This window comes from Truepera radiovictrix DSM 17093 (assembly GCF_000092425.1).
GTDB classification, from domain to species: Bacteria; Deinococcota; Deinococci; order Deinococcales; family Trueperaceae; genus Truepera; species Truepera radiovictrix.
Genome location: NC_014221.1, coordinates 2046245 through 2068124, shown reverse-complemented (window position 1 = coordinate 2068124; position 21880 = coordinate 2046245). Strand labels below are relative to the sequence as shown.

General features: G+C 68.2%; 22 protein-coding genes. 10 read left to right on the top strand and 12 right to left on the bottom strand.

Features of this window, described 5'->3' with window-relative positions; genetic code table 11:
• Window position 1: 1 nt before the first annotated feature.
• The 5 genes from mltG to TRAD_RS09510 form a co-directional block, all read right to left on the bottom strand.
• Window positions 2-1069, bottom strand: a complete 1068-nt coding sequence (mltG, locus tag TRAD_RS09530; RefSeq protein ID WP_013178405.1) for an endolytic transglycosylase MltG — start codon at window positions 1067-1069, stop codon at window positions 2-4.
• Window positions 1070-1090: 21 nt separating this feature from the next.
• Window positions 1091-1555 (bottom strand): Holliday junction resolvase RuvX, encoded by a 465-nt coding sequence (gene ruvX, locus TRAD_RS09525; protein WP_013178404.1) that lies wholly within the window; start codon window positions 1553-1555, stop codon window positions 1091-1093.
• Window positions 1556-1565: 10 nt separating this feature from the next.
• Window positions 1566-2342, bottom strand: a complete 777-nt coding sequence (locus TRAD_RS16350; RefSeq protein ID WP_281054503.1) for a Cof-type HAD-IIB family hydrolase — start codon at window positions 2340-2342, stop codon at window positions 1566-1568.
• Window positions 2343-2364: 22 nt separating this feature from the next.
• Window positions 2365-5118, bottom strand: a complete 2754-nt coding sequence (gene alaS, locus TRAD_RS09515; protein ID WP_013178403.1) for an alanine--tRNA ligase — start codon at window positions 5116-5118, stop codon at window positions 2365-2367.
• Window positions 5119-5189: 71 nt separating this feature from the next.
• Window positions 5190-6152, bottom strand: coding sequence for a TIGR03885 family FMN-dependent LLM class oxidoreductase (locus TRAD_RS09510; protein WP_013178402.1), 963 nt, complete (start codon window positions 6150-6152; stop codon window positions 5190-5192).
• Window positions 6153-6264: 112 nt separating this feature from the next.
• On the opposite strand from TRAD_RS09510, the gene TRAD_RS09505 reads away from it, so the two are divergent.
• Window positions 6265-7752 (top strand): MATE family efflux transporter, encoded by a 1488-nt coding sequence (locus tag TRAD_RS09505; RefSeq protein ID WP_013178401.1) that lies wholly within the window; start codon window positions 6265-6267, stop codon window positions 7750-7752.
• Between the two features lie 112 nt (window positions 7753-7864).
• Window positions 7865-8119: a hypothetical protein gene (locus TRAD_RS09500; RefSeq protein WP_013178400.1), complete on the top strand. Its 255-nt coding sequence runs from the start codon at window positions 7865-7867 to the stop codon at window positions 8117-8119.
• A gap of 232 nt (window positions 8120-8351) precedes the next feature.
• On the opposite strand, the gene TRAD_RS16070 is transcribed toward TRAD_RS09500, so the two are convergent.
• On the bottom strand, window positions 8352-8567 hold the full coding sequence (locus tag TRAD_RS16070) for a hypothetical protein (RefSeq protein ID WP_013178399.1): 216 nt from the start codon (window positions 8565-8567) through the stop codon (window positions 8352-8354).
• 186 nt (window positions 8568-8753) lie between these two features.
• On the opposite strand from TRAD_RS16070, the gene pta reads away from it, so the two are divergent.
• A complete protein-coding gene (pta, locus tag TRAD_RS09495; protein WP_013178398.1) occupies window positions 8754-10928 on the top strand; it encodes a phosphate acetyltransferase in 2175 nt (724 codons plus the stop codon).
• Between the two features lie 74 nt (window positions 10929-11002).
• On the opposite strand, the gene TRAD_RS09490 is transcribed toward pta, so the two are convergent.
• Entirely contained in the window at window positions 11003-11380 is a 378-nt protein-coding gene (locus tag TRAD_RS09490) for a winged helix-turn-helix transcriptional regulator (RefSeq protein WP_013178397.1), read from the bottom strand.
• A gap of 346 nt (window positions 11381-11726) precedes the next feature.
• Between TRAD_RS09490 and TRAD_RS09485 the strand changes: the two genes are divergently transcribed.
• Window positions 11727-12146, top strand: coding sequence for a hypothetical protein (locus tag TRAD_RS09485; RefSeq protein ID WP_013178396.1), 420 nt, complete (start codon window positions 11727-11729; stop codon window positions 12144-12146).
• Between the two features lie 117 nt (window positions 12147-12263).
• Here the strand turns inward: TRAD_RS09485 and TRAD_RS09480 are convergent, their stop codons facing one another.
• From TRAD_RS09480 to TRAD_RS09460, 5 genes are all read right to left on the bottom strand, one after another.
• Window positions 12264-12488 carry a hypothetical protein gene (locus TRAD_RS09480; RefSeq protein ID WP_013178395.1) on the bottom strand — a complete coding sequence of 75 codons (225 nt, stop codon included), beginning with the start codon at window positions 12486-12488 and terminating at the stop codon, window positions 12264-12266.
• Window positions 12489-12598: 110 nt separating this feature from the next.
• Window positions 12599-13429, bottom strand: a complete 831-nt coding sequence (gene phnE / locus TRAD_RS09475) for a phosphonate ABC transporter, permease protein PhnE (protein WP_013178394.1) — start codon at window positions 13427-13429, stop codon at window positions 12599-12601.
• Window positions 13429-14238, bottom strand: coding sequence for a phosphonate ABC transporter, permease protein PhnE (gene phnE / locus TRAD_RS09470; protein ID WP_013178393.1), 810 nt, complete (start codon window positions 14236-14238; stop codon window positions 13429-13431). The genes phnE (TRAD_RS09475) and phnE (TRAD_RS09470) overlap by 1 nt, the downstream gene beginning before the upstream one ends.
• The gene (gene phnC / locus TRAD_RS09465; RefSeq protein ID WP_013178392.1) at window positions 14225-14995 is read right to left on the bottom strand and encodes a phosphonate ABC transporter ATP-binding protein; all 771 of its coding nucleotides are present in this window, start codon (window positions 14993-14995) and stop codon (window positions 14225-14227) included. The genes phnE (TRAD_RS09470) and phnC (TRAD_RS09465) overlap by 14 nt, the downstream gene beginning before the upstream one ends.
• Before the next feature lie 108 nt (window positions 14996-15103).
• Window positions 15104-15955, bottom strand: coding sequence for a phosphate/phosphite/phosphonate ABC transporter substrate-binding protein (locus TRAD_RS09460; RefSeq protein WP_013178391.1), 852 nt, complete (start codon window positions 15953-15955; stop codon window positions 15104-15106).
• Between the two features lie 208 nt (window positions 15956-16163).
• On the opposite strand from TRAD_RS09460, the gene phnD reads away from it, so the two are divergent.
• The 6 genes from phnD (at window position 16164) to pstS (ending at window position 21816) form a co-directional block, all read left to right on the top strand.
• Entirely contained in the window at window positions 16164-17132 is a 969-nt protein-coding gene (gene phnD, locus TRAD_RS09455; RefSeq protein WP_013178390.1) for a phosphate/phosphite/phosphonate ABC transporter substrate-binding protein, read from the top strand.
• Between the two features lie 72 nt (window positions 17133-17204).
• Complete coding sequence (gene phnC, locus TRAD_RS09450) at window positions 17205-18044, top strand: phosphonate ABC transporter ATP-binding protein (protein ID WP_013178389.1); 840 nt, start codon at window positions 17205-17207, stop codon at window positions 18042-18044.
• Complete coding sequence (gene phnE / locus TRAD_RS09445; RefSeq protein WP_013178388.1) at window positions 18041-18841, top strand: phosphonate ABC transporter, permease protein PhnE; 801 nt, start codon at window positions 18041-18043, stop codon at window positions 18839-18841. The genes phnC (TRAD_RS09450) and phnE (TRAD_RS09445) overlap by 4 nt, the downstream gene beginning before the upstream one ends.
• A complete protein-coding gene (phnE, locus tag TRAD_RS09440; RefSeq protein WP_013178387.1) occupies window positions 18841-19665 on the top strand; it encodes a phosphonate ABC transporter, permease protein PhnE in 825 nt (274 codons plus the stop codon). The genes phnE (TRAD_RS09445) and phnE (TRAD_RS09440) overlap by 1 nt, the downstream gene beginning before the upstream one ends.
• 752 nt (window positions 19666-20417) lie before the next feature.
• Window positions 20418-20720 carry a hypothetical protein gene (locus TRAD_RS09435; protein WP_148221222.1) on the top strand — a complete coding sequence of 101 codons (303 nt, stop codon included), beginning with the start codon at window positions 20418-20420 and terminating at the stop codon, window positions 20718-20720.
• Between the two features lie 52 nt (window positions 20721-20772).
• Window positions 20773-21816, top strand: coding sequence for a phosphate ABC transporter substrate-binding protein PstS (gene pstS, locus TRAD_RS09430; RefSeq protein WP_013178385.1), 1044 nt, complete (start codon window positions 20773-20775; stop codon window positions 21814-21816).
• Window positions 21817-21880 lie beyond the last annotated feature (64 nt).

The window sequence follows — 21880 nt, the reverse complement described above, 5'->3', positions numbered from 1 at the left end:
GCTACGGGCGCAAAAAGAGCTCGATGTCACGGTTGTGGTCCTCTAGCGTCAGGTTGGGCCGAAACTCGCCGCCGAGGCCGTGCAGAAAGTAGAGGTACGGCTCGCCGTCCTCGTTCGTCCGTTGGGCGTGAAAGACGACCTCTAGGGCGTGCTCGCCGGGGTTGCCGATGGGGCCTACGGGGAGGCCCGTGCGGGTGTATGTGTTCCAGGGGTGGTCGCGCTGCAGGTCGCCCTCTAACGCGCTGAGTTCGGGGAGGCGTTTACCCAGCCCGTAAGCCACGGTGGGGTCGGACTGGAGCGGCATCCCGAGCTCGAGCCGGTTTAAAAACACCCCCGCGATGATCGGCATTTCATCGTAGTGGCCCGCCTCGGCCTGGATCATGCTGGCGAGCGTGACCCACTCGTGGACGCTCAAACCGAGGGCTTCGAGCTTGGCGCGCCGTTCGGGGGTCAGGACGCGCTCGAAGCGGCTCAGCATGGCGCGCAGCACGCCCTCGGCGGTGGCCTGGAGGGGCAGCTCGTAGGAGGCGGGGAAGAGGTAGCCCTCGAGCCCCACCCCTTCGGGGACGAACGCGGGGCGCAGGTCGCCGGGGTCGGCAATCAGCGCGCCGAGTTCGGGGCCGCCGAGCTCGAGCGCGGCGAGGCGTTCGGCGACTTGCGCGGCGCGAAACCCCTCGGGGATAACCACCGTGACGGTGCGCACGCGGCCCCCTGCGGCGAGGCGGCGGGCGATCTCGGGGGTGCTGAGGCTGGGGCTCAAGCTGTAGAGCCCTTCGCCGACGCTGCGGTCGAGCCCGGCGGCGCGCAGGTAGAGGCTGAAAACGCGGCCGCTGCGGACGAGGCCGGCACCTTCGAGGGCGCTCGCGACCTCATAGGCGCCCCAACCGGGGAGCACCTCGAGCTCCGTCTCGTGGGTCGCTCCCGGCGCGGCGGGGGCGAGGAGCCTCCCTGCCCACCACGCTAGGAGACCGAAAGCGAGCGCGGCCAGGAGGAGAAGGCCGCCGAGCAGCTTGAGCCAGCGCGGCGGCCCCTGAGGTCGTGACTGGGGGTCGGGGAGGGACGCTTCCACGCCCCTAGCTTACCCCGCGCCTCATGAGGGGTCGTGATCCGGTGCGTCGCTAGCGGGGGCGCGAGGCGCGCGCGCTTTCGCGAGGTAGGTTTCAAGGATCAAGACCGCCGCCCCCTCGTCGACGCGCCCCTTTTCCTGCCGCTGGCCCCGTTTGAGGCCGCTTTTCACCAGGCTCTGCGTGGCGATCCGGCTCGTAAAGCGCTCGTCCTCGAACACCACCTCGAGCCCCGCGGCCTGAAGCTGCGCCGCAAAGGCGCGCACCCGGGAGGTCTGCGCCGAGTCGCCGCCCCGTAGGCGGCGCGGCAGACCCACGACGACGCGCGCCGCCCCCTCGGCGTCGGCGAGCGCTCGAACCGCCGCGACGTCCGCTCGGAGGCTCCGGCGCGCGATGACGCCCCGCCCGAAGGCGAAGGGCGAACCGACCTCGCCGCGCGCCACGCCGATGCGGCGCTCGCCGACGTCGAGGGCGAGCACCACCTCGCTCACCGCAGCGCCCCTAGAGCCACGCCTCGAGCACCTGCGCTACGCCGTCCTCGTCGTTGCTGGGGGCGACGAGGTCGGCGAGCGCGCGCACGCTCTCGCTGCCGTTACCCATCGCCACGCCCAGGCCCGCCCAAGCGAGCATCTCCTTGTCGTTGTTCTGGTCGCCGAAGGCCGCGACCTCGCGCGCCTGAAGGCCCAAGTCGGCGGCGACGCGCGCCAGGGCGACCTGTTTGTTGACCTCCGGGGCGATCACTTCCAAAAGCCCCGGCATGCTCCAGGTGCAGTGGACCGAGACGCCGTCAAGCGCCGCGGCGAGCGTTTCGGCGCTCGCGGTCGGGTGCCAGAAGAGCAGCTTGGTGACGCTCTCACGTAAAAAGCGTTCGACCTCGCCGACGCCGTCGGGTTCGGTCTCGTAGGGGACCCGGCCGCGCCGCACGATCTCGTAGCGCGCGGTGTCGACAAACCAGCCGTAGGCGGTCTCGGCGCCGCACATGACGTCCGGGTAGCGCGCGCGGAGGCGCTCGATGGCCTCGTGCGCGACCGCTACGGGAAAGTCATAGCGGCAGAGCGCCGTGTCCCGCGCAAAGTCGTAGATCGCGCCGCCGTTGTAGACGATGGCGAGCTCAACGAGCTTCAGCCGCTCGGCGAAGGGCCGCGCGGTGCGGGGGGGGCGACCCGTGCAGAGCACCACCTTGGTCCCCGCCCGCGTGACGCGCTCGACCGCCTGGACGGTGCGCGGCGAGAGGGTCTTGTCCGAGGTCAGCAGCGTCCCGTCGAGGTCGAGGGCGATAAGTTTGGGTAGCGGCGAGATGCTAAGCGCCCCCCGCCAGATGCTCGAGGATGTCAGGCAAAGCGGCGAGCGCTCGGCCGAGCTGCGCGGGGTCTTTGACGCCCGCTTGGGCCAGGTTGGGCCGCCCGCCGCCGCCGCCGCCCGCCCGCCGCGCGATCTCGCCGACGAGCCGACCCGCGTGCGCGCCGCGCGCCTGCGCCGCGTCGCTCGCCTTGACGACGAGCAGCGGGCCGCTGCCGACGACCACGAGGTCGGCGCCCGAGCGCGCCAGGAGCCGGTCGGCCGCCCCGCGCAGGGCGCTTGCGTCGAGGCCGCCCAACTGCGCAACGGCGTAGCTGAAACCGCCCGCCTCGCTTACCTCGAGCCCCGATTCGCCCGCGGTCTGCGCCGCAGCGAGGCGGTCGCGGAGCTCGGCCGCCGTGCGCTGCGCCGCTTTAAGGTCGCTCTGCAGCCTCTCCAACCGGGGCCCCAGCTCGCCGGGTGTGACCCCGAGGCTTTTAGCGGCCGCCGCAAGCGTCGCGCGCAGGTCGGCGAGGTAGCTTAGCGCCGCCTCGCCAACCAGGGCTTCGACGCGCCGCACCCCCGCCGAGACCGCCTCCTCACCCGTGATCACAAACACCCCGAGCGTCCCCGTGCGCGCGACGTGGGTGCCGCCGCAGAGCTCGGTGGAGACGCTGCTCTTAGGGTCACGCTCGGGCGTTACCGAGACCATCCGCACGTTCGCGCCGTACTTCTCGCCGAAGAGCATCATGGCGCCCGCGGCGCGCGCCTCCTCTAACGGTACGACCCGCCACGAGACGGTGAAGTCAGCCTGGATCCAGCGGTTGACGAGGGCCTCGAGGCGCCGCAGCTCGCTTTCGGAGAGCGGTTGCGGGTGCGAGAAGTCAAAGCGCAGCCGCTCGGGCGCCACCAGCGAGCCCGCCTGCGCCACGTGCGTCCCCAAGACGCTCCGCAGCGCCGCGTGCAGGAGGTGCGTGGCGGTGTGGTGCTTTTCGGTCTCTGTGCGGCTCGGGTCCACCGCGGCGCGCACGCGTTGGCCGGTTTTGAGCGTGCCGCGCAGCACGCGCGCGTGGTGGACGACCACGCCGCCTTTGGTCTTGGTCGTGGTGGTGACCAAGGCTTTGCCCTCATGGTCGCCGCCACGCCACTCGAGCACGCCCGCGTCGCCGACCTGTCCGCCCCCCTCGGCGTAGAAGGGGGTGGTGTCCAAGACGACCTGGACATGCGTCCCTTCGCCCGCCTCGGAGACGGCCTCGCCCCCCTGCACGAGCGCGCGCACCGCCGCTTCGGCGTCGCGGGCGCTGTAACCCACGAACGCCGTCTCACCGTGCGCCTCGGCAAGCTGCCCGAAGACGTCGGTGCCCCCGAACAGCGCGCCCTCACCGCGCGCCGCTCGGGACAGGCTGCGCGCCGCTTCGCGCGCGTGCGCGTACCCCTCGCGGTCGACCCGCACGCCACGCTCCTGGGCCATCTCCTCGGTGAGGTCCAAGGGGAAGCCGTAGGTCTGCCAGAGGTCGAAGGCCACGTCGCCGGGCAGGGTGTCGCCGCCTAGCTCGTCCAAAAGCCCGGAGACGCGGGCGATCCCGCTCTCTAAGGTGCGCAAAAAGCTCTCCTCTTCGGCGCGCACGATCCCCTCGATGCGCGCCTGCGCGTCTTTGACCTCGGGGTAGGCCTCACCCATGGCCTCGACGACGCCGCTCACGAGCTGGTGCAAAACCGGTTCGCGCAGTCCGAGCAGGTACGCCTGGCGCGACGCGCGGCGCAGGAGCATCTTGATGACGTACCCCGCGCCGTCATTGGCGGGCAGGATACCGTCAGCGATGCACATGCTCACCGAGCGCACGTGGTCGGCGATGATGCGGTGGTGAACGCTCTCGAGGTCACGGTAGGGGACGCCGGAGAGCCGCTCTAGGCGCCGGATGATCGGTTGAAAGAGCTCGGTGGCGTAGGCGTCTTTGACGTCCGCGATGACCGCCGCGAAGCGCTCTAAACCGGCGCCCGTGTCGATGTTCTGCTGCGGCAAGGGCGTCAGCACGCCGTTTTCGAGGTTGAACTGGGTGAAGACGAGGTTCCAGATCTCGACAAAGCGGTCGCCGGAGCCGGTGTTGGGGCCGGTCTCGTCCGGCGAGCCGTACGCGGGGCCGCGGTCGTAAAAGATCTCCGAGCAGGGCCCGCAGGGGCCCGAACGCTCGTCTTTAATGGCGTTGGCGGGCCAGAAGTTCTCGCCCTCACCGAAGCGCGACAGGCGCGCCTCGGGCAACCCGACCTCGTCTTTCCAGATGTTGTAGGCTTCGTCGTCGTCCAGGTAGACCGTGGCGTAAAGCCTCTCGGGGTCGAGGCCGAGCCACTCGGGTGCGGTGAGAAACTCCCACGCCCACCCGATCGCCTCGCGCTTGAAGTAGTCGCCGAAGGAGAAGTTGCCGAGCATCTCGAAAAACGTGTGGTGCCGCCGCGTGCGCCCGACGTTCTCGATGTCCGAGTCCTTGCCGCCGGCGCGCATGCACTTCTGGCTCGTCGCGACGCGCGGCCAGACCCCCTCGACACCCGGAAACTTGGGCGTCGCGCCCTGGAAGTAGGGTTTGAACTGCTGCATCCCGGCGACGTTGAACAGCAAACCCGGGTCGTCGCTCTTAAGGGGCGCCGACGGGTAGATGAGGTGCCCTTTGCTGCGGAAGAACTCGAGGAACTTGCGCCGTAGCGCGTCTGGGCTGGTGCCCGCTTGGCTGCGGTCGCTGGCGCTCGGCGCATTGGTCGGTGACTGGGTGTGGCTCTGCACGTGGCCTCCTACGTAACGGCCCATTATACCGGCTCACCCCCCAGAGCGGCGTTATGAGCCGCCCCGGCGCGTTACTTGGGTAAGCGCGGCAGCACCCGCGCGCCGAAGTCGCGCACGAAGCGGTGCTGGTCGGGGTGGACGTTATGTAGATAGACCTCCGAAAAGCCCAGCGCCAAAAGCTCGTGCAGCCGGTCGAGGTGCTGCTCGAGGTCGGCCGAGACGCGCACCGGGCCGCGCAGGTCGCTCGGTTTGACAAACGCGGCGGCGGCGTCGAAAGCTTCGGGGTTCGGCAGGTTGGCGAGCACGGGGCTGTCGAAGATGTTCGTCCGCCACGCCTCAAACGCGGCCCGCTCGGCCTCCTGTTCGGTGGGCGCGTAGGCGAGCTGCAGCTGTAAGAGCATCGGTTTGCCGCGCCCCGCACCCCCCTGAAAGGCGTCTACGACCTCCCTAAGCTCGTCGGTCGGTTTGTTGACCGTGATGAGCGCGTCCGCCCAAGACCCGACCCACGCGGCCGTCTCGGGGGTGATCGCCGCGCCGACGAGCTTGGGCGGCTCCGCTGGCCGGGTGTAGAGCTGCGCGCCGTTAAGCCCGAAGTGGCCGCGGTGGGTGACCCGTTCACCGCGCCAGAGCGCGCGCATGACCTCGGCGGCCTCCAAAAGGCGCTCGTTGCGCTCGGCTTTGCTCGGCCAAGGTTGCGCGAGCGGGTGTTCGTTGAGGTTCTGCCCGCTGCCCAGAGCGAGCCAGAAGCGCCCCGGGAACATCTCGGCGAGCGTCGCCGCCGCCTGCGCGACGATGGCCGGGTGGTAGCGGCCGCCCGGCGCGTTCACGACGCCAAAGGGCAGCTCGGTCGCCTGCAGCGCCGCGCCCAGCCACGACCAGGCGAAGCCGCTCTGGCCCTGCCGCTCGCTCCAGGGGTAGAAGTGATCCGAACACATGGCCGCTGTGAACCCAGCCCGCTCGGCTGCCTGAGCGTACCTTAGGAGCTGGCTCGGGGGGTACTGTTCGTGCGAGGCGTGGTAGCCGATCGTTGCCATGCTTTACCCTATCGGGGGGGGGTTCGGGGGAACAGGGGCGTGCCGAACAGTGCTCCTCTGGTCGCGCGCCGCACCCGCGCACGGGGCGCTTTGCGCGTAGAGTTGAGCCGTTATGCGCCGCGCTCCCCCCGTCACCTCCACTAGCCTCGCGCTCGAGCTGCGCGCCACGCTGCTGCTCGCGCTCCCCCTCATCCTGGCGCAGCTCGCGCAGATGTCCATGTCGTTCGTCGACACCCTGATGGTCGGCCGCCTCGGCGAGGGGGCGCTCGCGGGGATCGCCTTGGGCGGGAGCGTCTACACCTTCGCGCTCATTGTCGGCATGGGGGTGATGTTCGCGGTCGGGCCGACCGTGTCACAAGCCTATGGCGCGGGGGATCGCGCCGAGGTCGGGCGCGCGCTGCGCGCGTCGCTCGTGTTGGCCGTGGGGTTGAGCGTCCCGGCTTGGCTGCTCTTTTGGCAGGTCGGGCCCTTGCTGCGCCTTTTGGGGCAAGAGGAGGCGACGGCGGCGCTCGCGACGCGCTACCTGCACGCTATCGCGTGGGGCTACCTGCCCGCGCTCTGGCTCACCGGGTTGCGCGGGCTTTTGGAGGGGCTAGCGCGCCCGCGCCCGGTGATGGTGATCGCGCTTTTGGGCGTCGCGCTCAACGTCGTCGCCAACTACGCGCTCATCTTCGGTCACTTCGGGCTGCCCGCCCTCGGGCTCGTCGGCAGCGGCTGGGCGAGCGCGTTGGTCTACTGGTCGATGTGCGCCGCGGCGGCCTTTTACGTGCACCGAGCGCTGCCGTGGGTGCAGCTGTGGCGCCTGCGGCGGCTCGAGCCCAGGACGCTCCGCGAGCTTTTGCGCGTCGGTTGGCCGATCGGCCTCACCTTGGGTTTCGAGACCGGGCTCTTCTCGGCGACCGCCGTGCTGATGGGGCTTTTCGGTACGGTCGCGCTCGCCGCGCACCAGATCGCCCTGCAGAGCGCGAGCTTTACGTTCATGGTGCCCGTGGGGCTCGCCACGGCGACCGCCGTGCGCGTCGGCCAGGCGGCGGGCCGCCGCGAACGGGGGGCGGTGCGGCGGGCGGGGGGGGTCGGTATCGCGCTGAGCGCCGCTTTCATGCTCCTCACCGCGCTGACCTTCTGGCTCATCCCGGAGCGCGTCGTGGGGCTCTACCTCGACGTCGGCGACCCCGCAAACGCCGACATCGTGCGCACCGCCACGCGCTTTCTCGCTTTCGCTGCCGCCTTTCAGGTGTTCGACGGGTTGCAGGTCAGCGCGGCGGGGGCGCTGCGCGGGCTCAAGGACACGCGGGTGCCGATGCTCATCTCGCTCGCGTCGTACTGGGGGGTAGGGCTGAGCACCGGGGTGCTGCTCGCGTTTCGCGGCGGCCTCGGGGGGCAGGGGCTCTGGTTGGGGCTCGTCATGGGGCTTTTGAGCGCAGCGCTGCTCCTTACCTGGCGCTTTCGCCGCACGACGCGGCCCACGCCCCAGCCCGCCGCGCCGCGCGTAACCGAGCCTGCAGGGAGCGGGCCGGTGAGGCCTATGCCGCCCGGCTCAGCCCTTGGGGGCGTCCCTGCGGGCGACAAGGGGGGCTGCGACGCCCCGCTAGAGCCCTAAGCGCAGCTCCGCGTAACAAAAAAAGGCGGCGAGGTTAAGGCTTGGTGAAACCTCGGCGCACCCCGACGACAAGCTTGTGTGATAGACTTCACGCGACTCATGAGGGACGCCTATGAAGCTCTCTAAAGCGCAACGCGAACGGCACCGCGGCGCGGCGCAGGCGCTCATCGCGCAGCTCGAGCGCCGCTTGGGGGGGCCGAACGCTGCGCGCCGCGACAGCCAGCGCCTCGCCGAGTGCGTCGGCGCCTACAAGGCCAAGCTGGAAGCCGATCTGCGCGACCGTGACCTCGTGCGGCTCAACCTCGAGCTCGCCGATCTGTACTACCGAGCGTGCAACGCCTCCAAAAGGGTCAAAGGGGCGGCGTAAGTCCGTGCTCGGTGTAGCGCGCCGGTGGGTATAGGGAGCCTCCACGTGCCACGGGCATCTTTGCGGCGTGGGCCGAGTGAAGCTCCTTGCTGCGGCGTAGAACCCGTCAGTCCCTTCCTACAAACTCTCGCGCTATAAGCCGCCAGGCCCCCACGCTAGTTTGATTTTCGCGGGGCGGCCCACGGTGGGTTAGGGGCTGAGCGAAAACCCGCTAAAGCGTCGCGCGCAGGTCCTAGCGCCGCGACGCCGTCAGCCAAGCGGGGAGCGCTCCCATGGGCTCGTCACGGTAGCGAAAGATCACCGCGACCATGAGCGCCGCCGCGTAGTGAAACTGCGGCAAACCGAGGCAGAAGGCGAGCAGCAGCACCGCGACGACAACGCCCCACCAAAAGGTGCGTCGCCGGGAGGTGTCATCGCTCGAGGGGGGGGATGTGGGTGCAACGGACATGGCAGCTCCTAGCGAGCGTAGCGCGATGTGAAAAATCTTACTGCAAAGTGGCGCACGATCGATGAGGCGCGGCGGGTGCGTGCCGCGATCCTTTAGCGCCGTTACGGGCGCGAGGCGCGCCGGGTCAAGCGCGCCGGCGACCAAAAGGGGCGCTCGGCGGGTGGTAGCGTTAGGCGGGAGGACGTTGTGGCACAGGCAATCTTGGTCGTTCCGACGGGGCAGCGCGTGGGGCTTACGAGCGTCGCTGTCGGGCTCGTACACGCCTTGGATCGCCGCGGGGTGCGGGTCGGGTTTTGCAAACCGGTGGCGCAGATGTCGGCGCGCGCCTCCGGGCGCGCACCCGAACCCGAGCGCTCGAGCCGCCTCGTCGAGCGCGTCGCGGGGTTTTCCCCCCCCGAGCCCGTGCCCGCGAGCGTCGCCGAGGAGCGCTTCGCCCACGCTCAGCGCGAGGTGCTCCTCGAGGAGGTCGTGGCCCGCTTCGAGGCAGCCGCGTCGCGCGCCGACGTGGTGGTCGTCGAGGGGCTCGTCGCGACCCCCGAGCAGCCCTACGCGGGCGCGCTCAACGCCGGCATCGCCCGCAGCTTAGACGCCAAGGTCCTCCTGGTCGCCGCGCCGGGCTCGAGCACGCCCGCGGAGCTCTCCGACACGCTCGAGCTCGCCGCGCAGGACTTTGGCGGCACCGAGGGGGGGCGGGTGATCGGTTGCATCCTCAACCAAGTCGGCGCCCCCCCCGAAGCGCACACCTTTATGCGGCTCGGCAGCGAACCGCAGCGCGACCCTGGCGCCTTCGAGGCGCAGCTGCGCGCCGAAGCGCCCGTTTTAAAGGGGGAGGGCTTTCGGCTCTACGGCGCCGTCCCCTGGGACCGCGACCTGCTCGCGCCGCGCGTCCGCGACGTGCAGGCGTTTTTAGGGGCGGAGGTGCTGCGCGAGGGCGACTTGGGGCGCCGCGTCACCGAGGTCGCCCTCGGGGCGAGCACCATGCTCAACGCCGCCAAACGCCTGTTGCCCGGCACGCTCTTTATCACCTCCGGCGACCGCGACGACCTGGTGATGGCCGCCGCCATGGCAGCTCTAAGCGGCCGCCCGATCGCCGCGCTTTTGCTCACCAACGGGCGCCGGCCGAGCGACGACCTGCTCGCGCTGTGCGCGCAAGGGTTCGCCACCGGTCTGCCGCTGCTGCTCGTCGCCGACGACTCGTTCGGGGCGGCGCTGCGGGTGCGCGGGATGGACCTCGAGATCCCCCTGGACGACACCGAACGCATCGCGCGCCTTGTCGAGCACGTCGCGGCGCACCTAGACGTCGAGGCATTAGAGCGCCGCACGCGCGGGGCCGCCGAAGGACGGCGCCTCAGCCCGCCGGCCTTTCGCTACCTCCTCGTCGAGCGCGCGCGCGCGGCCAACAAACGCATCATCTTGCCCGAGGGGGACGAACCGCGCACCCTGCGCGCGGCGACCATCTGTCTAGAGCGCAAGATCGCCCGCTGCGTGCTCCTAGGCGACCCCGACGAGATCCACGCGGTCGCCGCGCGCCACGGCCTGACCCTCCCCGAGGGGCTCGAGATCCTCCGCCCCGAGGAGCACATAGGGCGCTTTATCGAGCCGCTCGTCGCGCTGCGCAAGCACAAGGGGATGAACGCCCCCATGGCCGAGGAGGCCCTGCAGGACAACGTCGTGCTCGGCACCATGATGCTGCAGCAGGGTGAGGTCGACGGGCTCGTCTCCGGCGCGGTCCACACCACCGCCAACACGATTCGCCCCGCGCTGCAGTTGATTAAAACGGCGCCCGGGGTGCGGGTCGTGTCGTCGGTCTTTTTCATGTGCTTGCCGGAGCAGGTGTTGGTCTACGGCGACTGCGCCATCAACCCCAACCCGACGGCCGAGGAGCTCGCCGACATCGCCTTGCAGAGCGCCGACTCGGCGGCCGCTTTCGGTATTCCGCCGCGCGTCGCCATGCTGTCGTATAGCACCGGCACCTCGGGGGCGGGCTCCGACGTCGAAAAGGTGCGCGAGGCGACCCGCATCGCCCAGGCACGGCGGCCCGACCTGCTCATCGACGGCCCTTTGCAGTACGACGCCGCCGCGATAGAGACGGTGGCGCGGAGCAAGGCGCCCGGCTCCAAGGTGGCGGGGCGCGCGACGGTCTTTATCTTTCCGGACTTAAACACGGGCAACACCACCTACAAGGCGGTGCAGCGCTCGGCAGATGTCATCAGCATCGGGCCGATGCTGCAGGGCCTTAAAAAACCCGTGAACGACCTCTCCAGGGGGGCGCTCGTCGACGACATCGTCTTTACCATCGCGCTGACCGCGATTCAGGCTAAGCAGGCAGAACAAGCGGCGCAGGTAGAGCGCTCCGCCTAGCTGCTCTAGGGGGGCTGCTGCGCGTGCGGCTGGGCCCGCCGCTGCCTAGCACGTGATCTGGACGGAGCGCACGCCTAGCGCCGCAGGTGGCGCTCACCCCACTGGCTGATCGCGCGGATGACCTCCTGTAGGTCGCGGCCCGCTTCGGTGAGGGCGTAGCGGGTGCGCGGGGGGGAGGTCGACGTGACCGTTTTGGAGAGGATCCCGCACGCCTCCAAACGCTCGAGGCGCTGCGCCAAGGTCGTCGGGTTGCACCCGCCGATGTCGCGGCCTAGCTCGTTAAAGCCTTTGTCGCCGGCCAAAAGTGACCGAATGATGTGGAGCGTCCACTTCTCCTGCAGCAGGTTCACCGAGGCGTGAACCGGACAGGTAGGGGTGTGGCCGCCCGCACCGCACGCCGCTCGCACGCCCCGTGCTGATTCCCTTTCGCGCTCGCTCCGCTTCTCTGGCATCGTCTAGCTGTCCTCGCCGCCTCACCCTAACCGCTGTGTGCCGGAGGGCGCGTTGCAGCGGTAACGACGCGGCGCGCGCTGCTGCAGGCGGCTGCGCGAAACCACCCGCGAACGCCTCGGCAGGTGCGTCGGCGGCCCCTCACGGTGAGACCGTCACGCGTAACGTCGCAGGGGGCAACCCGAGACACCCGCCGCCCTTTTGCTCGGAGGCGCAACTAGCTTACAATAGGGGCATCACCACGCTCGGCGCCCCTTGGGGGCCGGGTTCCTATGACAACAGACGCCGCCGCGGACCCGCGCACCCTCGCTGCTCGAGCCGCCAAGTCCATGTCGCGTAGAGGAGTTTATGTTTAAACCTTATCAACGTCACCCCTTTGAAGTTCGCTTGGCGCACGTGCTCATCGCCTTCTTTACGCTCGCCGTTCTAGGGGGGTTCTACTACACCTTCGGCGGTCCCATCCCGTACCTCATCAACTGGAATGGCCCTAGGGGGGAGGCGTTTACGGGGCGCTACGAGGTGCTCGGTACGCTCCCGCCGAACCCGGAGGAGGCGCTCGCTTCGGGGCGCACCTTCGAGGCGACCTACCCCTACACGGTGATGGTGTGGGGGGGGCGCCGCGCTGGGGTCGTCGCGGCGGCGCAGAACCAGAACGGCACCCCGACGCTTAACAGCATCACCGTGCACCGCGGCCCCGTGGTGTGCAGCGCGGCGCAGCGCTGGGGGGTTGAAACTAGCGTGGTGTGTGACGACAAACACGCCTACTAAAGGCTGCTGCAGGCGTCAAGGCCCCTAGCGGTTGGGCGGAGGGTACACCCTCCGCCTTTTGCACGGCTTGGCAGATGTCACGACCGACTCGGGACTGAGCTGGGGCGGGGTCGCGAGCTAGCGACCGAGCGACGCGCGCAGGCGCCGAAGGGCCGCCTCCGGCGTTTCGCCGAAGACGAGGTGGAAGTACACCCCGTCTTCGGGGCGGGCGGCGCGCCGCAGTTCGCGCAGCTTCGCCTGCGCGTGGTGGTAGGTGTACGCCTCGGCGAGGGGGGCGTCGGCGAAGGTGTGGGTCACCGTGAGCGCCCCTTTGCGGGAGACTTCAACGATAAAAAACGGCATAGGCGAGCCTTACACCTCGGCACCTTGGTCCGTGACCGTCGCGCAGGCGTTTTGACCCACGCCGGAGCTGCGCGGTGGGGTCGGGTACAGCGTAATCCTGTAGCCTAATCCTACACCAACCTCCGCCGCACATAAGAGCTCACGATGTCGACGACCACCACGAACGCGATGATCACGAGGAGGATCATCGAGATCTCCTCCCAGCGCCGAAACTGGATGCGCTGGCTGAGGAGGCCGCCGATACCCCCCGCCCCCACGAGCCCCAACACCGAGGCGGCGCGCAGGTTGATCTCGAAGCGGTACAGGACGTTCGAGGCGAACTCCGGCATGACTTGCGGGAGCACGGCGTAGACGAAGGTGTGCACCGGCCCCGCCCCCGTCGCCCGCAGCGCCTCGCCGGGGCCGGGGTCGATCGACTCGATGATGTCGCTAAACATCTTGCCCAAAAAGCCTACCGAGTTGACGCCCAGGGCCATGATTCCCGCGACCGCGCCCGGGCCGATGGCGGCGACGAAGATGATGGCGAAAAGGAGCTCTGGAAAGACCCGCACCCCGGCCAAGATGCCCCGCCCCGGCAGCGCGCCGCGACCCCCTCCCATGAGGTTAGCCGCGGAGATAAACGCGAGCGGCACCGACAAGACGCCGCCGATGACGGTGCCGATGACCGCCATGTAGAGCGTCTCCATCATCGCCTCAAAGGCGCGGCCGAAGATCTCCTGCGAGGGGTTGGCGAAGCCCCGTGCGAGCGGCGCGAGGTTGCGTTGCGCGCCGCTGATGACGCGCTCCCACGAGACGTTTTGCAGCGTCAGCAAGCAGAGCAGCGTCACGGCGACGAGGAAAAAGCCGAGGGCGTACTGAAAGGCTTTTGTGCGGCGCGCGTGCGGCGGGGTCGGGGGGATGGCGCTGAGATCACGCGCGCGCTTGCGGCTTGGCGCGGCCATCAGGTGAGCCTCGAGCGCACCCACGCGGAGGCCGCGTCGATGATCGCCACCACCACAAAGGTCACCAGCAGCAAGACCGTCAGGCGCCGGTACTGAAAGAGGGCGGTATAGGTATTAAGGAGCTGACCCACGCCACCCGCGCCGACAAACCCCAGCACCGTCGAGGCGCGCACGTTGACCTCGAAGATGTAGAGGATGTAGGAGACCAAGCTCGCCGCGACCTGGGGCACCACCCCGTAGACGATGACGTGCGTGCCGCTCGCGCCGCTCGCGCGGAGCGCCTCCAAGGGGCCGGGGTCGACCGCCTCGACGTACTCGCTACCGAGCTTGGCGAGGATGGAGAGCGTAAAGATGGTTAGCGCCACCACCCCCGGCAGCGGCCCCAGGGCCAGCACGCCCACCAAAACGGCGGCGTAGACGAGGTCGGGGATGCTCCGCAGCACCGTCATCAGGGTGCGCGAGAACCACAGGAGCAACCCGCTGGGCGAGGTGTTGCGCGACGACCAGAAAAGCCACGGGAGCCCCAAAAGGACACCGAACACCGTCCCTAACCAGGCCATCTGCAGCGTCTGAACGAGGGGGCGCCCGATGTCGGAGAGCGCGCGCCAGTCGGGCGGCCAGAAGTTGCGGAAAAAGAGCACGAAGTCGACCGTGCTCCCCCAGAGGTCGTCTAGGCGAAACCCCGTCTGCACGGCCGAGACGTAAAGGAGCAAGGCGAACGCGAGCCACACGCCCCACGACAGCAGGCGCGGTGCGAGCGGGCGCTGCGGCAGCGCGGGGGGGGGCGGCTTAGCCTCAGGCAGCGCCACGGAGGTCCCGTTCCTTGTCGATGGGGCGCCCGTAGATCTCCTCGAAGACGCGGTTCGTGGCCTCTGCCGGGGTGCCGTCGAAGACCACCTCGCCGCCCCGCATACCGATGATGCGGTCGGCGTAATCGCGCGCCATGTCGATAAAGTGCAGGTTGACGAGCGTGGTGATGCCGTCCTCGCGGGAGATGCGTTTAAGGTCGCTCATCACCGCGTGCGAGGTCGGCGGGTCGAGGCTCGCGACGGGCTCGTCGGCGAGCATGATCTCGGGGTCTTGGGCCAGGGCGCGGGCGATACCGACCCGCTGCTGCTGACCGCCCGAGAGGGCGTCGGCGCGGACAAAGGCCTTATCGGGAATGCCGACGCGCCGCAGGCAGTCGTGCGCCAGAGCGATGTCGGCTTCCGAAAAGATGCCTAAAAGGCTCAGTGCGGGGTTGGCTTGCCCGAGGCGGCCGGAGAGGACGTTGCGCAGCACCGTCGAGCGCTTGACCAAGTTAAAGGTCTGAAAGATCATCCCGATGGGCGTGCGCATGGCGCGCAGCTCGCGCCCCTTGGCCTTGGTGATCGAGCGCCCGTTAATCAGCACCTCGCCCGAGGAGGGGACGACGAGGTTGTTGATGGTGCGGATCAGGGTCGACTTGCCCGCGCCGGAGAGCCCGACGACCACGACGAACTGGCCTTTGGGGATCTCTAGCGAGATCCCCTTGAGGGCTCTAAAGCCGTTCGGGTAGACGACCCCGACCTCGTTAAACTGGATCATACCGTTAGTTTACCCGCTCGCTTGGGGGGCTCGAGCGAGGGCCCCGAGGGGGCAAAAAGAGGACCTCGAGCCGGGCTCGAGGTCGCGTAACGTGCGTCAACGCTGCGCTTACTGGTCGAAGAACGCCGAGGTCTCGCGAACGATGTCGAACGCCGAAGCCTCTACCGGGGCAAAGGCGGTGACGTTAAAGAGCTCGCTGGTGAGCGCCTCGCCCTCCTCGGTGTCGGCGATGTCAATGAGCGCTTGGGCGATCTCTTGGGTCAGCTCCGGGTCGAGCCCGGCGCGCACCACGACGCCGTCGTTGGGGATGGGGTCGGTGTACCCGAGCACGCACACCTGTTCCATCACGTCGGGAAAGTCGCCCTCGATAGCGGTGCGGGCGTCGTTAAACGACACCGCCACGTCGACGTCGCCGTTATAGACCGCGAGGATCGCCGCGTCGTGCGACCCGGCGAAGATCGCCTGCATGTCCGTGTCGGGGTTGATGCCGTGCTGGGAGTTGAGGTAGACGAAGGGGAACTGGTAGCCCGAAGCCGAAGCGGGGTCGACGAAGGCGATGGTGCGGCCCACGAGGTCGCTAAAGTCCTCGATACCCGAATCGCAGCGGACGCTAAACTGCGACAGGTAGGTCGTCTCGCCGTTACGCACCGACGCGAGGATCACCTCGGCGCCGTGGCGGTCCATGGCTTGCACGAGGGCGGCGGGGCCGAAAAAGCCGATGTCGACGCGGCCCGTGCCCATCGCTTCGACGAGCCCCGTAAAGTTGGTCGACACAAAGGTCTCGACCGGGATGCCGATGCGCTCGGTGAGCATCTCGGCGATCGGGTCGAGCGAGTCGACGATGCGGTCGGCTTCACGCGAGGGCACCATACCGAGCACGAGCGAATCGGGGCGGTCGCCTTGGGCCAGAGCAGGGGTCAGGGCGAGCGTCAGACCTACGGCTAGGGTGCGTTTAAGCATCTTTCCTCCTTGAGGTTCTCTTAAAGGCTCTCTAGAGACTACCGCATTTGGCATCGAGATTGGCGCGCTCTAAAGTGCAAACCTCCCAAGTCTAACCGCCCCCTCGTCAGGGGGGTGTCAGGTGCCGGGTTCTGACAAGGGTCTGACATCCACCCTTTAGGGTCGGAAAACACGGGGAGGTTTTCGCGCCCCTCGCTTGGAGGTCAAGATGAACGTGCAACGCCTGACGAGCCTGCTGCTCCCGCTACTCGCCCCTTTGGGTCTGGCGGCGCAAGCGCCCGAATGCCCGCGCGGCATCCTGGACGTCCGCTTTTGCGACGAGGACGGCGACCTGTTGGCGGACGTGCCCACCGATCCCGCCGAACTCGTCGACCCCGACACCCTCATCTTTTCCTACACGCCCGTCGAGGACCCCGCGGTGTACGCCGACGTCTGGGCGGATTTTCTCGCGCACATGGAAGAGGTCACGGGGCGGCGCGTGCAGTTTTTTCCGGTCGACTCGAACGCCGCGCAGCTCGAGGCGATGCGCGCGGGGCGTTTGCACGTCGCCGGGTTTAACACCGGCGGCGTCCCCTTCGCGGTCAACGTCGCGGGGTTTCGCCCCTTCGCCATGATGGCGGCGGAGGACGGGTCCTACGGTTACGAAATGGAGATCATCGTTCCGGCGGACAGCGACATCCAGGAGGTCGCCGACCTTAGGGGTCGCACCCTGACCTTTACCGAAGAGACCTCGAACTCGGGGTTCAAAGCGCCGAGCGCCATTTTGCAGGGCGAGTTCGGGCTTGTGGTCGGCGAGGACATCGAGCCGCTCTTCTCGGGGGGGCACGACGTGTCCATCCTGGGGGTGGCCAACCGCGACTACGAAGCGGCTTCGATCGCCAACTCCGTCAAAGCGCGCATGATCGAGCGCGGCGTCGTCGCGGCCGACGACTTTCGCGTGATCTACACCTCGGAGACCTTTCCGACGACCGCCTACGGCCACGTCTACAACCTAGAGCCCGAGCTGGCCGAAAGGGTCCGCGAGGCGTTTTTCTCCTACGACTGGGAGGGGACACCGCTCCAGGAGGAGTTTAGCCGAAGCGGCGAGGCGCAGTTTATCGAGATCTCGTACGAGGAGACCTGGGCCGTCATCCGGCAGATCGACGAGGTCACCGGCGTCAACTACACGGCGCCTTGAGGACGAACGTAGATAGAGGCGTTCTCCGGCCCAGTCGCGATGACTGGGCCGGTTTGTACCGAAGAGGTTGTGATGCTGGAAATCGATGGTCTCACCAAAATCTACCCGACGGGCGACCGGGCGCTTCAAGGGATCACCCTGCAGCTCCCTAGAGGCCAAGTGCTCGCGCTGATCGGCCCTTCGGGGGCGGGTAAGTCCACCCTTATCCGCTGCGTCAACCGGCTCGTCGAGCCTTCGGGCGGCGCCATAAGGCTTAACGGCACCGACCTGACCCGCTTGGGTCCCGCTGGGCTCCGCCGCGCGCGGCGCAAGTTGGGGATGATCTTTCAGGAGTACGCGCTTTTAGAGCGGCTTACGGTGATGGAAAACGTGCTCTCCGGGCGGCTCGGCTACGTGGGGTTTTGGGCGAGCGCGCTCAGGAGGTTTCCGCAGCGCGACGTCGACGAGGCTTTTCGGCTTCTTCAACGCGTCGGGTTGGAGGCGTTTGTCGACAAGCGCGCCGACGCCCTCTCGGGCGGTCAGCGTCAGCGGGTCGGCATCGCCCGGGCGCTGCTTCAAGACCCCGACGTCTTGCTGGTCGACGAACCGACGGCGAGCTTAGACCCCAAAACGGCGCGGCAGATCATGCGGCTCATTACCGAGCTGGCGAAAGAGCGGGGTTTAAGCGCGATCATCAACATTCACGATGTCGCCCTCGCCAAAGCGTTTGCGGAGCGCGTCGTCGGACTCCGCTCCGGCGAGATCGTCTTCGACGGGGCGCCGGAGCGCCTTTCGACGGCGGTGCTGACGCGCATCTACGGCGAGGAGGATTGGGGCGAAGCGGCGGCGCCTGAGACGCGGCCGACCGGAGGCGCGCCCGCGGCGACGGCCGCGCGTCCGGTTGCGACGGTGGGTTCGGGGGCGCCGCGGTGAGCGCCCCCGCGTCCAGGCGCTGGACGCCGCCCCCGCTGATCCGTAACCCCTACCTGCGCTACGGGCTCCTCGTGGCTGGGCTTGCCTACCTCGTCGCGGGGGTGCTCAGCGTACCGGTGGACTGGGCGCGGGTCGCGCAGGGGGCCGAACGCAGCGCGCGGCTGTTCGGCGAGTTTCTGCGGCCCGACTTCACCTCGCGTTGGACGGATATTCAGATCGGGCTTTTAGAAAGCCTCACCATGTCGGTGGTGGCGACCGTTGCGGGCGTCGCTTTAGCCGTCCCCGTAGCTTTGGGCGCCGCGCGCAACCTCGCCCCCCTGCCCGTCTACCTGCTCTGCCGCGCTTATGTCACCCTCGTCCGCACCTTTCCAGAGGTCGTTATCGCCATCGTCTTCGTGGTGATGATGGGTTTCGGACCGTTTGCGGGTCTTTTGACGCTCGTTCTGGCGACCACGGGGTTTATCGCCAAGCTCCTGGCTGAGGACCTCGAGGACATCGACCGCGCGCCGCTCGAGGCGGTGCGCGCGAGCGGCGCGTCGTGGGCGCAGCTCATCCTCTACGGTGTGCTGCCGCAGGTCGCGCCGCGCTTCGTGGGGCTTTTCGTCTACCGGCTCGACATCAACTTCCGCGAATCGACCATTTTGGGAATCGTTGGCGCGGGCGGCATCGGGGCGACCCTGACGACCGCCATGTCGCGTTACGACTTCGACACGGCCGGGGCGGTGCTCATTCTAATTATCGCCGTGGTGCTGGCGCTCGAGCTGCTCGCCGGGGCCGTCCGGAAGCGGGTGAGTTGATGCCGGTGACGACGCGCGTGACCCCAGAGGGCCCGCGGCGCGTGTGGCACCGCCACACCCCGCAAGAGCGACTGCGTTACGCTCTGGGTTGGGCGCTCGGGGTGCTCGTCTTAGCGCTCTGCTGGCGCCTCATCGCGGCGCAAACGACCTGGCTGTTCGTGCAGGACGCGCCGCGGCAAGCGGGCGATCTTTTCTCGCGCATGCTGCCGCCCCGTTGGTCGTACGCGCCCACGCTCCTGCGGCCGCTTTGGGACACGCTCAACATCGCCACGCTAGGGACGCTGTTGGCGCTTCTCGTGGCTACCCCGGTGGCCTTTATGGCGGCGCGCAACACGACCCCGCACCCGCTGCTGCGCGCCGCGGCGCTGCTCATCATCGTAGTGAGCCGCAGCGTGCACTCGCTTATCTGGGCGGTCTTTTTGGTCTACTTGGTCGGGCCGGGGGTGTTCGCCGGGGTGATCGCGATCGCGCTACGTTCAGTCGGGTTTATCGCGAAGTTGCTCTTTGAAGCCATCGAGGAGATCAACCCCAAACCGGTCGAGGCGGTGCGGGCGACGGGGGGGAGCGGCCTGCAGGTCCTGACCTACGGCGTGGTGCCGCAGGTGTTGCCCGCGTGGACGGGGATCTCGGTGTTTCGTTGGGACATCAACATCCGCGAGTCGACCTTTTTGGGCCTCGTCGGGGCGGGCGGTATCGGGTTGCAGCTCAACGCTTCTGTCAACGCGCTCGCGTGGGCGCAGGCGAGCGTCATCTTTATCGCCATCTTTGGGCTCGTCCTCTTTTCCGAATGGGTATCGGCAAGGGTTCGGGGGGCGATCACCTGAGGTAGCGGGTGCCGTGAAAGCTTTGGGTGACGCTCGGGCACGGTGCCGGTCGCTCCGCGACGCCTGACGACGCCTTTCAATTGCTTTGACGACTGGGCGAAGCGCAGGGGTCAAGGCCGAAAGGAGCGCGCGAAAACGAGGACGGGTCGGCGTGCATTCCTGAACAGGTGTCTTGTGCCCCCTAGAGAACGCATGCGAGCCGTATCAGTGTGTATGGGTTGCTCTTTAGGGCAACCCGTGCGGATGGCGCAGCACGAGGGTGAGTGGGGAAGAGTGCCTCTGGGCGATGACGAAAAGGGTTGGCTTTGCCAACCCTTGCCGTGTTAGTCGGGAGATACGCGCAGCAAGTCCCACGGGGGGTCGCTACCGCTAGCCTTTCGGAACGTGCGCGCAGGGCGACTTCTGGTCCTCTTATCAAGTTATCAAGGTGAGAGCACAGCCAACCAGATGATACCTGCTCTTCACCGTGAGCTGACGCCTGATACCGCTGTGACATCCGCTCTTTACCCTGTTGGGGGACCTTCCAGGAAGGTCGTCCCCACATGTCCACGGAGGTGGGTATGAGAGGTGTAGACGCGACGGTTGCAACGGTAGCCGAGCACCAGGGTAGAGGGCTGCGCTACATGCTTGGGCAGCTGCCGGGGGCGCGAAAAGGTTTTTCGGCTTGGGCGGCGTGGGTGCGCTCCGCTTTCGAGGTCAGTTTGAGCCCTTGGCGTGAGCCGTCGCCCCTTTCGAGCTCCTCTCGGGTGTGGGTGGCTGCGCCCCTCCTCGAAGAAGCCGTCGACGACCTCCTGACGGCGCTCGCCCCCTGGCCCTGGCGCCAAGCGCGCGCGGCGCAGCTCGCCGCGTCGCTGCGGGCGAGCCTCGAGGGGGCGCTCGGGCGCCCCGCGCGCGTCAGCGACCTCTTTTCAAACTGGACAGTCGCTTGGCTCGCGGCTCGCCCCGAAGCCGAGCGGCCGCTCGCCGAACGCCTGCTGCGCGAGCTGTCGTTACAGCCCGGCGCGCTCAGCGAAAGGCCGTCAGGCGCGCGCCACGCGCATCTGCCCTCCGCCTGACAAAGCCTTGACGTTCTCCCAGTACGCTTCATTCCGGAGGTTAGACCGAACCATGAAAAAACTCGCACTGCTCGCTTCGCTCTCGCTGGGTGCCGCCTTCGCCCAAGACCTTAACGGTGCGGGCGCGTCGTTCCCCGACCCGCTCTACCAAGAGATGTTTGCCGCGTACAACGAGGAGTTCGGCATTCAGGTCAACTACCAGGCCATCGGCTCGGGCGGGGGGCGTTCGGCGCTGCTCGACCAGACGGTCGACTTTGCCGGTACCGACGCCGCGTTTAGCGACGAAGAGTTGGCCGACGCGCCGGGGACGATCCTCCACATCCCCACCGCGAGCGGCGCGGTCGTCTTGGGTTACAACTTCGCGCCGTTGGCCGAAGAGCCCGAGGGGGGGCTGACCCTCTCCGGCGAGGTGGTCGCCGACATCTTCCTCGGTAACATCACCGAGTGGTCGGACCCGGCGATCGCCGAACTCAACCCCGGCGCGGAGCTCCCCGACCTGCCGATCACCGTCGCGCACCGCTCGGACGGTTCGGGGACGACGGCGATCTTCGTCGACTACCTCGCCAAGGTCTCGGAGCAGTGGGCGAGCGAGGTCAGCACGGGGCCGCAGACGAGCGTCTCGTGGCCGACGGGGATCGGCGGTGACGGCAACGCGGGGGTCACCAACATCATCGCGCAGACCCCCGGCGCCATCGGCTACGTCGCGCTCGAGTACGCGATCGAAAACAACGTGACCTACGCGAACATGATCAACGCCGCGGGCAACACCGTCGAAGCGACCCTCGACGCGGTCGCCGCTGCCGCCGACGTCGAGATGCCCGCCGACCTCCGCGCGACCTTTACCAACTCCGAAAACCCCGACGCGTGGCCCGTTGCGGGCTTTACCTGGGTGGTCATGTACGAAGACCAGAACTACGCGGGGCGCAGCCGCGAGCGGGCGCAGCAGACCCTGGACCTCATTCGCTGGATGATCACCGACGGTCAGCGCTTTAACAACCCGCTCAACTACGGCCAGATCACCGGTTTTCCGCAGGAGCGCGCGCTCGAGCTTCTAGACGGCGTCAACTACGGCGGTCAGCCGCTCTCGGGTAACTAAACGCGCTTAAGCCCCTGTGGGTTGGCCTGCGGGCCGACCCTTTTCGCATTCTTTGACCCCGCTC

Excerpts from the sequence above, each read along its gene's own strand:
- TRAD_RS09510 (WP_013178402.1), bottom strand. The coding sequence starts at position 6,152 with ATGGCAACGATCGGCTACCACGCCTCGCACGAACAGTACCCCCCGAGC.
- TRAD_RS09505 (WP_013178401.1), top strand. The coding sequence starts at position 6,265 with ATGCGCCGCGCTCCCCCCGTCACCTCCACTAGCCTCGCGCTCGAGCTG.
- TRAD_RS09500 (WP_013178400.1), top strand. The coding sequence starts at position 7,865 with ATGAAGCTCTCTAAAGCGCAACGCGAACGGCACCGCGGCGCGGCGCAG.
- TRAD_RS16070 (WP_013178399.1), bottom strand. The coding sequence starts at position 8,567 with ATGTCCGTTGCACCCACATCCCCCCCCTCGAGCGATGACACCTCCCGG.
- TRAD_RS09490 (WP_013178397.1), bottom strand. The coding sequence starts at position 11,380 with ATGCCAGAGAAGCGGAGCGAGCGCGAAAGGGAATCAGCACGGGGCGTG.
- TRAD_RS09485 (WP_013178396.1), top strand. The coding sequence starts at position 11,727 with ATGTTTAAACCTTATCAACGTCACCCCTTTGAAGTTCGCTTGGCGCAC.
- TRAD_RS09480 (WP_013178395.1), bottom strand. The coding sequence starts at position 12,488 with ATGCCGTTTTTTATCGTTGAAGTCTCCCGCAAAGGGGCGCTCACGGTG.
- phnE (WP_013178394.1), bottom strand. The coding sequence starts at position 13,429 with ATGGCCGCGCCAAGCCGCAAGCGCGCGCGTGATCTCAGCGCCATCCCC.
- phnC (WP_013178392.1), bottom strand. The coding sequence starts at position 14,995 with ATGATCCAGTTTAACGAGGTCGGGGTCGTCTACCCGAACGGCTTTAGA.
- TRAD_RS09460 (WP_013178391.1), bottom strand. The coding sequence starts at position 15,955 with ATGCTTAAACGCACCCTAGCCGTAGGTCTGACGCTCGCCCTGACCCCT.
- phnD (WP_013178390.1), top strand. The coding sequence starts at position 16,164 with ATGAACGTGCAACGCCTGACGAGCCTGCTGCTCCCGCTACTCGCCCCT.
- phnC (WP_013178389.1), top strand. The coding sequence starts at position 17,205 with ATGCTGGAAATCGATGGTCTCACCAAAATCTACCCGACGGGCGACCGG.
- phnE (WP_013178387.1), top strand. The coding sequence starts at position 18,841 with ATGCCGGTGACGACGCGCGTGACCCCAGAGGGCCCGCGGCGCGTGTGG.
- pstS (WP_013178385.1), top strand. The coding sequence starts at position 20,773 with ATGAAAAAACTCGCACTGCTCGCTTCGCTCTCGCTGGGTGCCGCCTTC.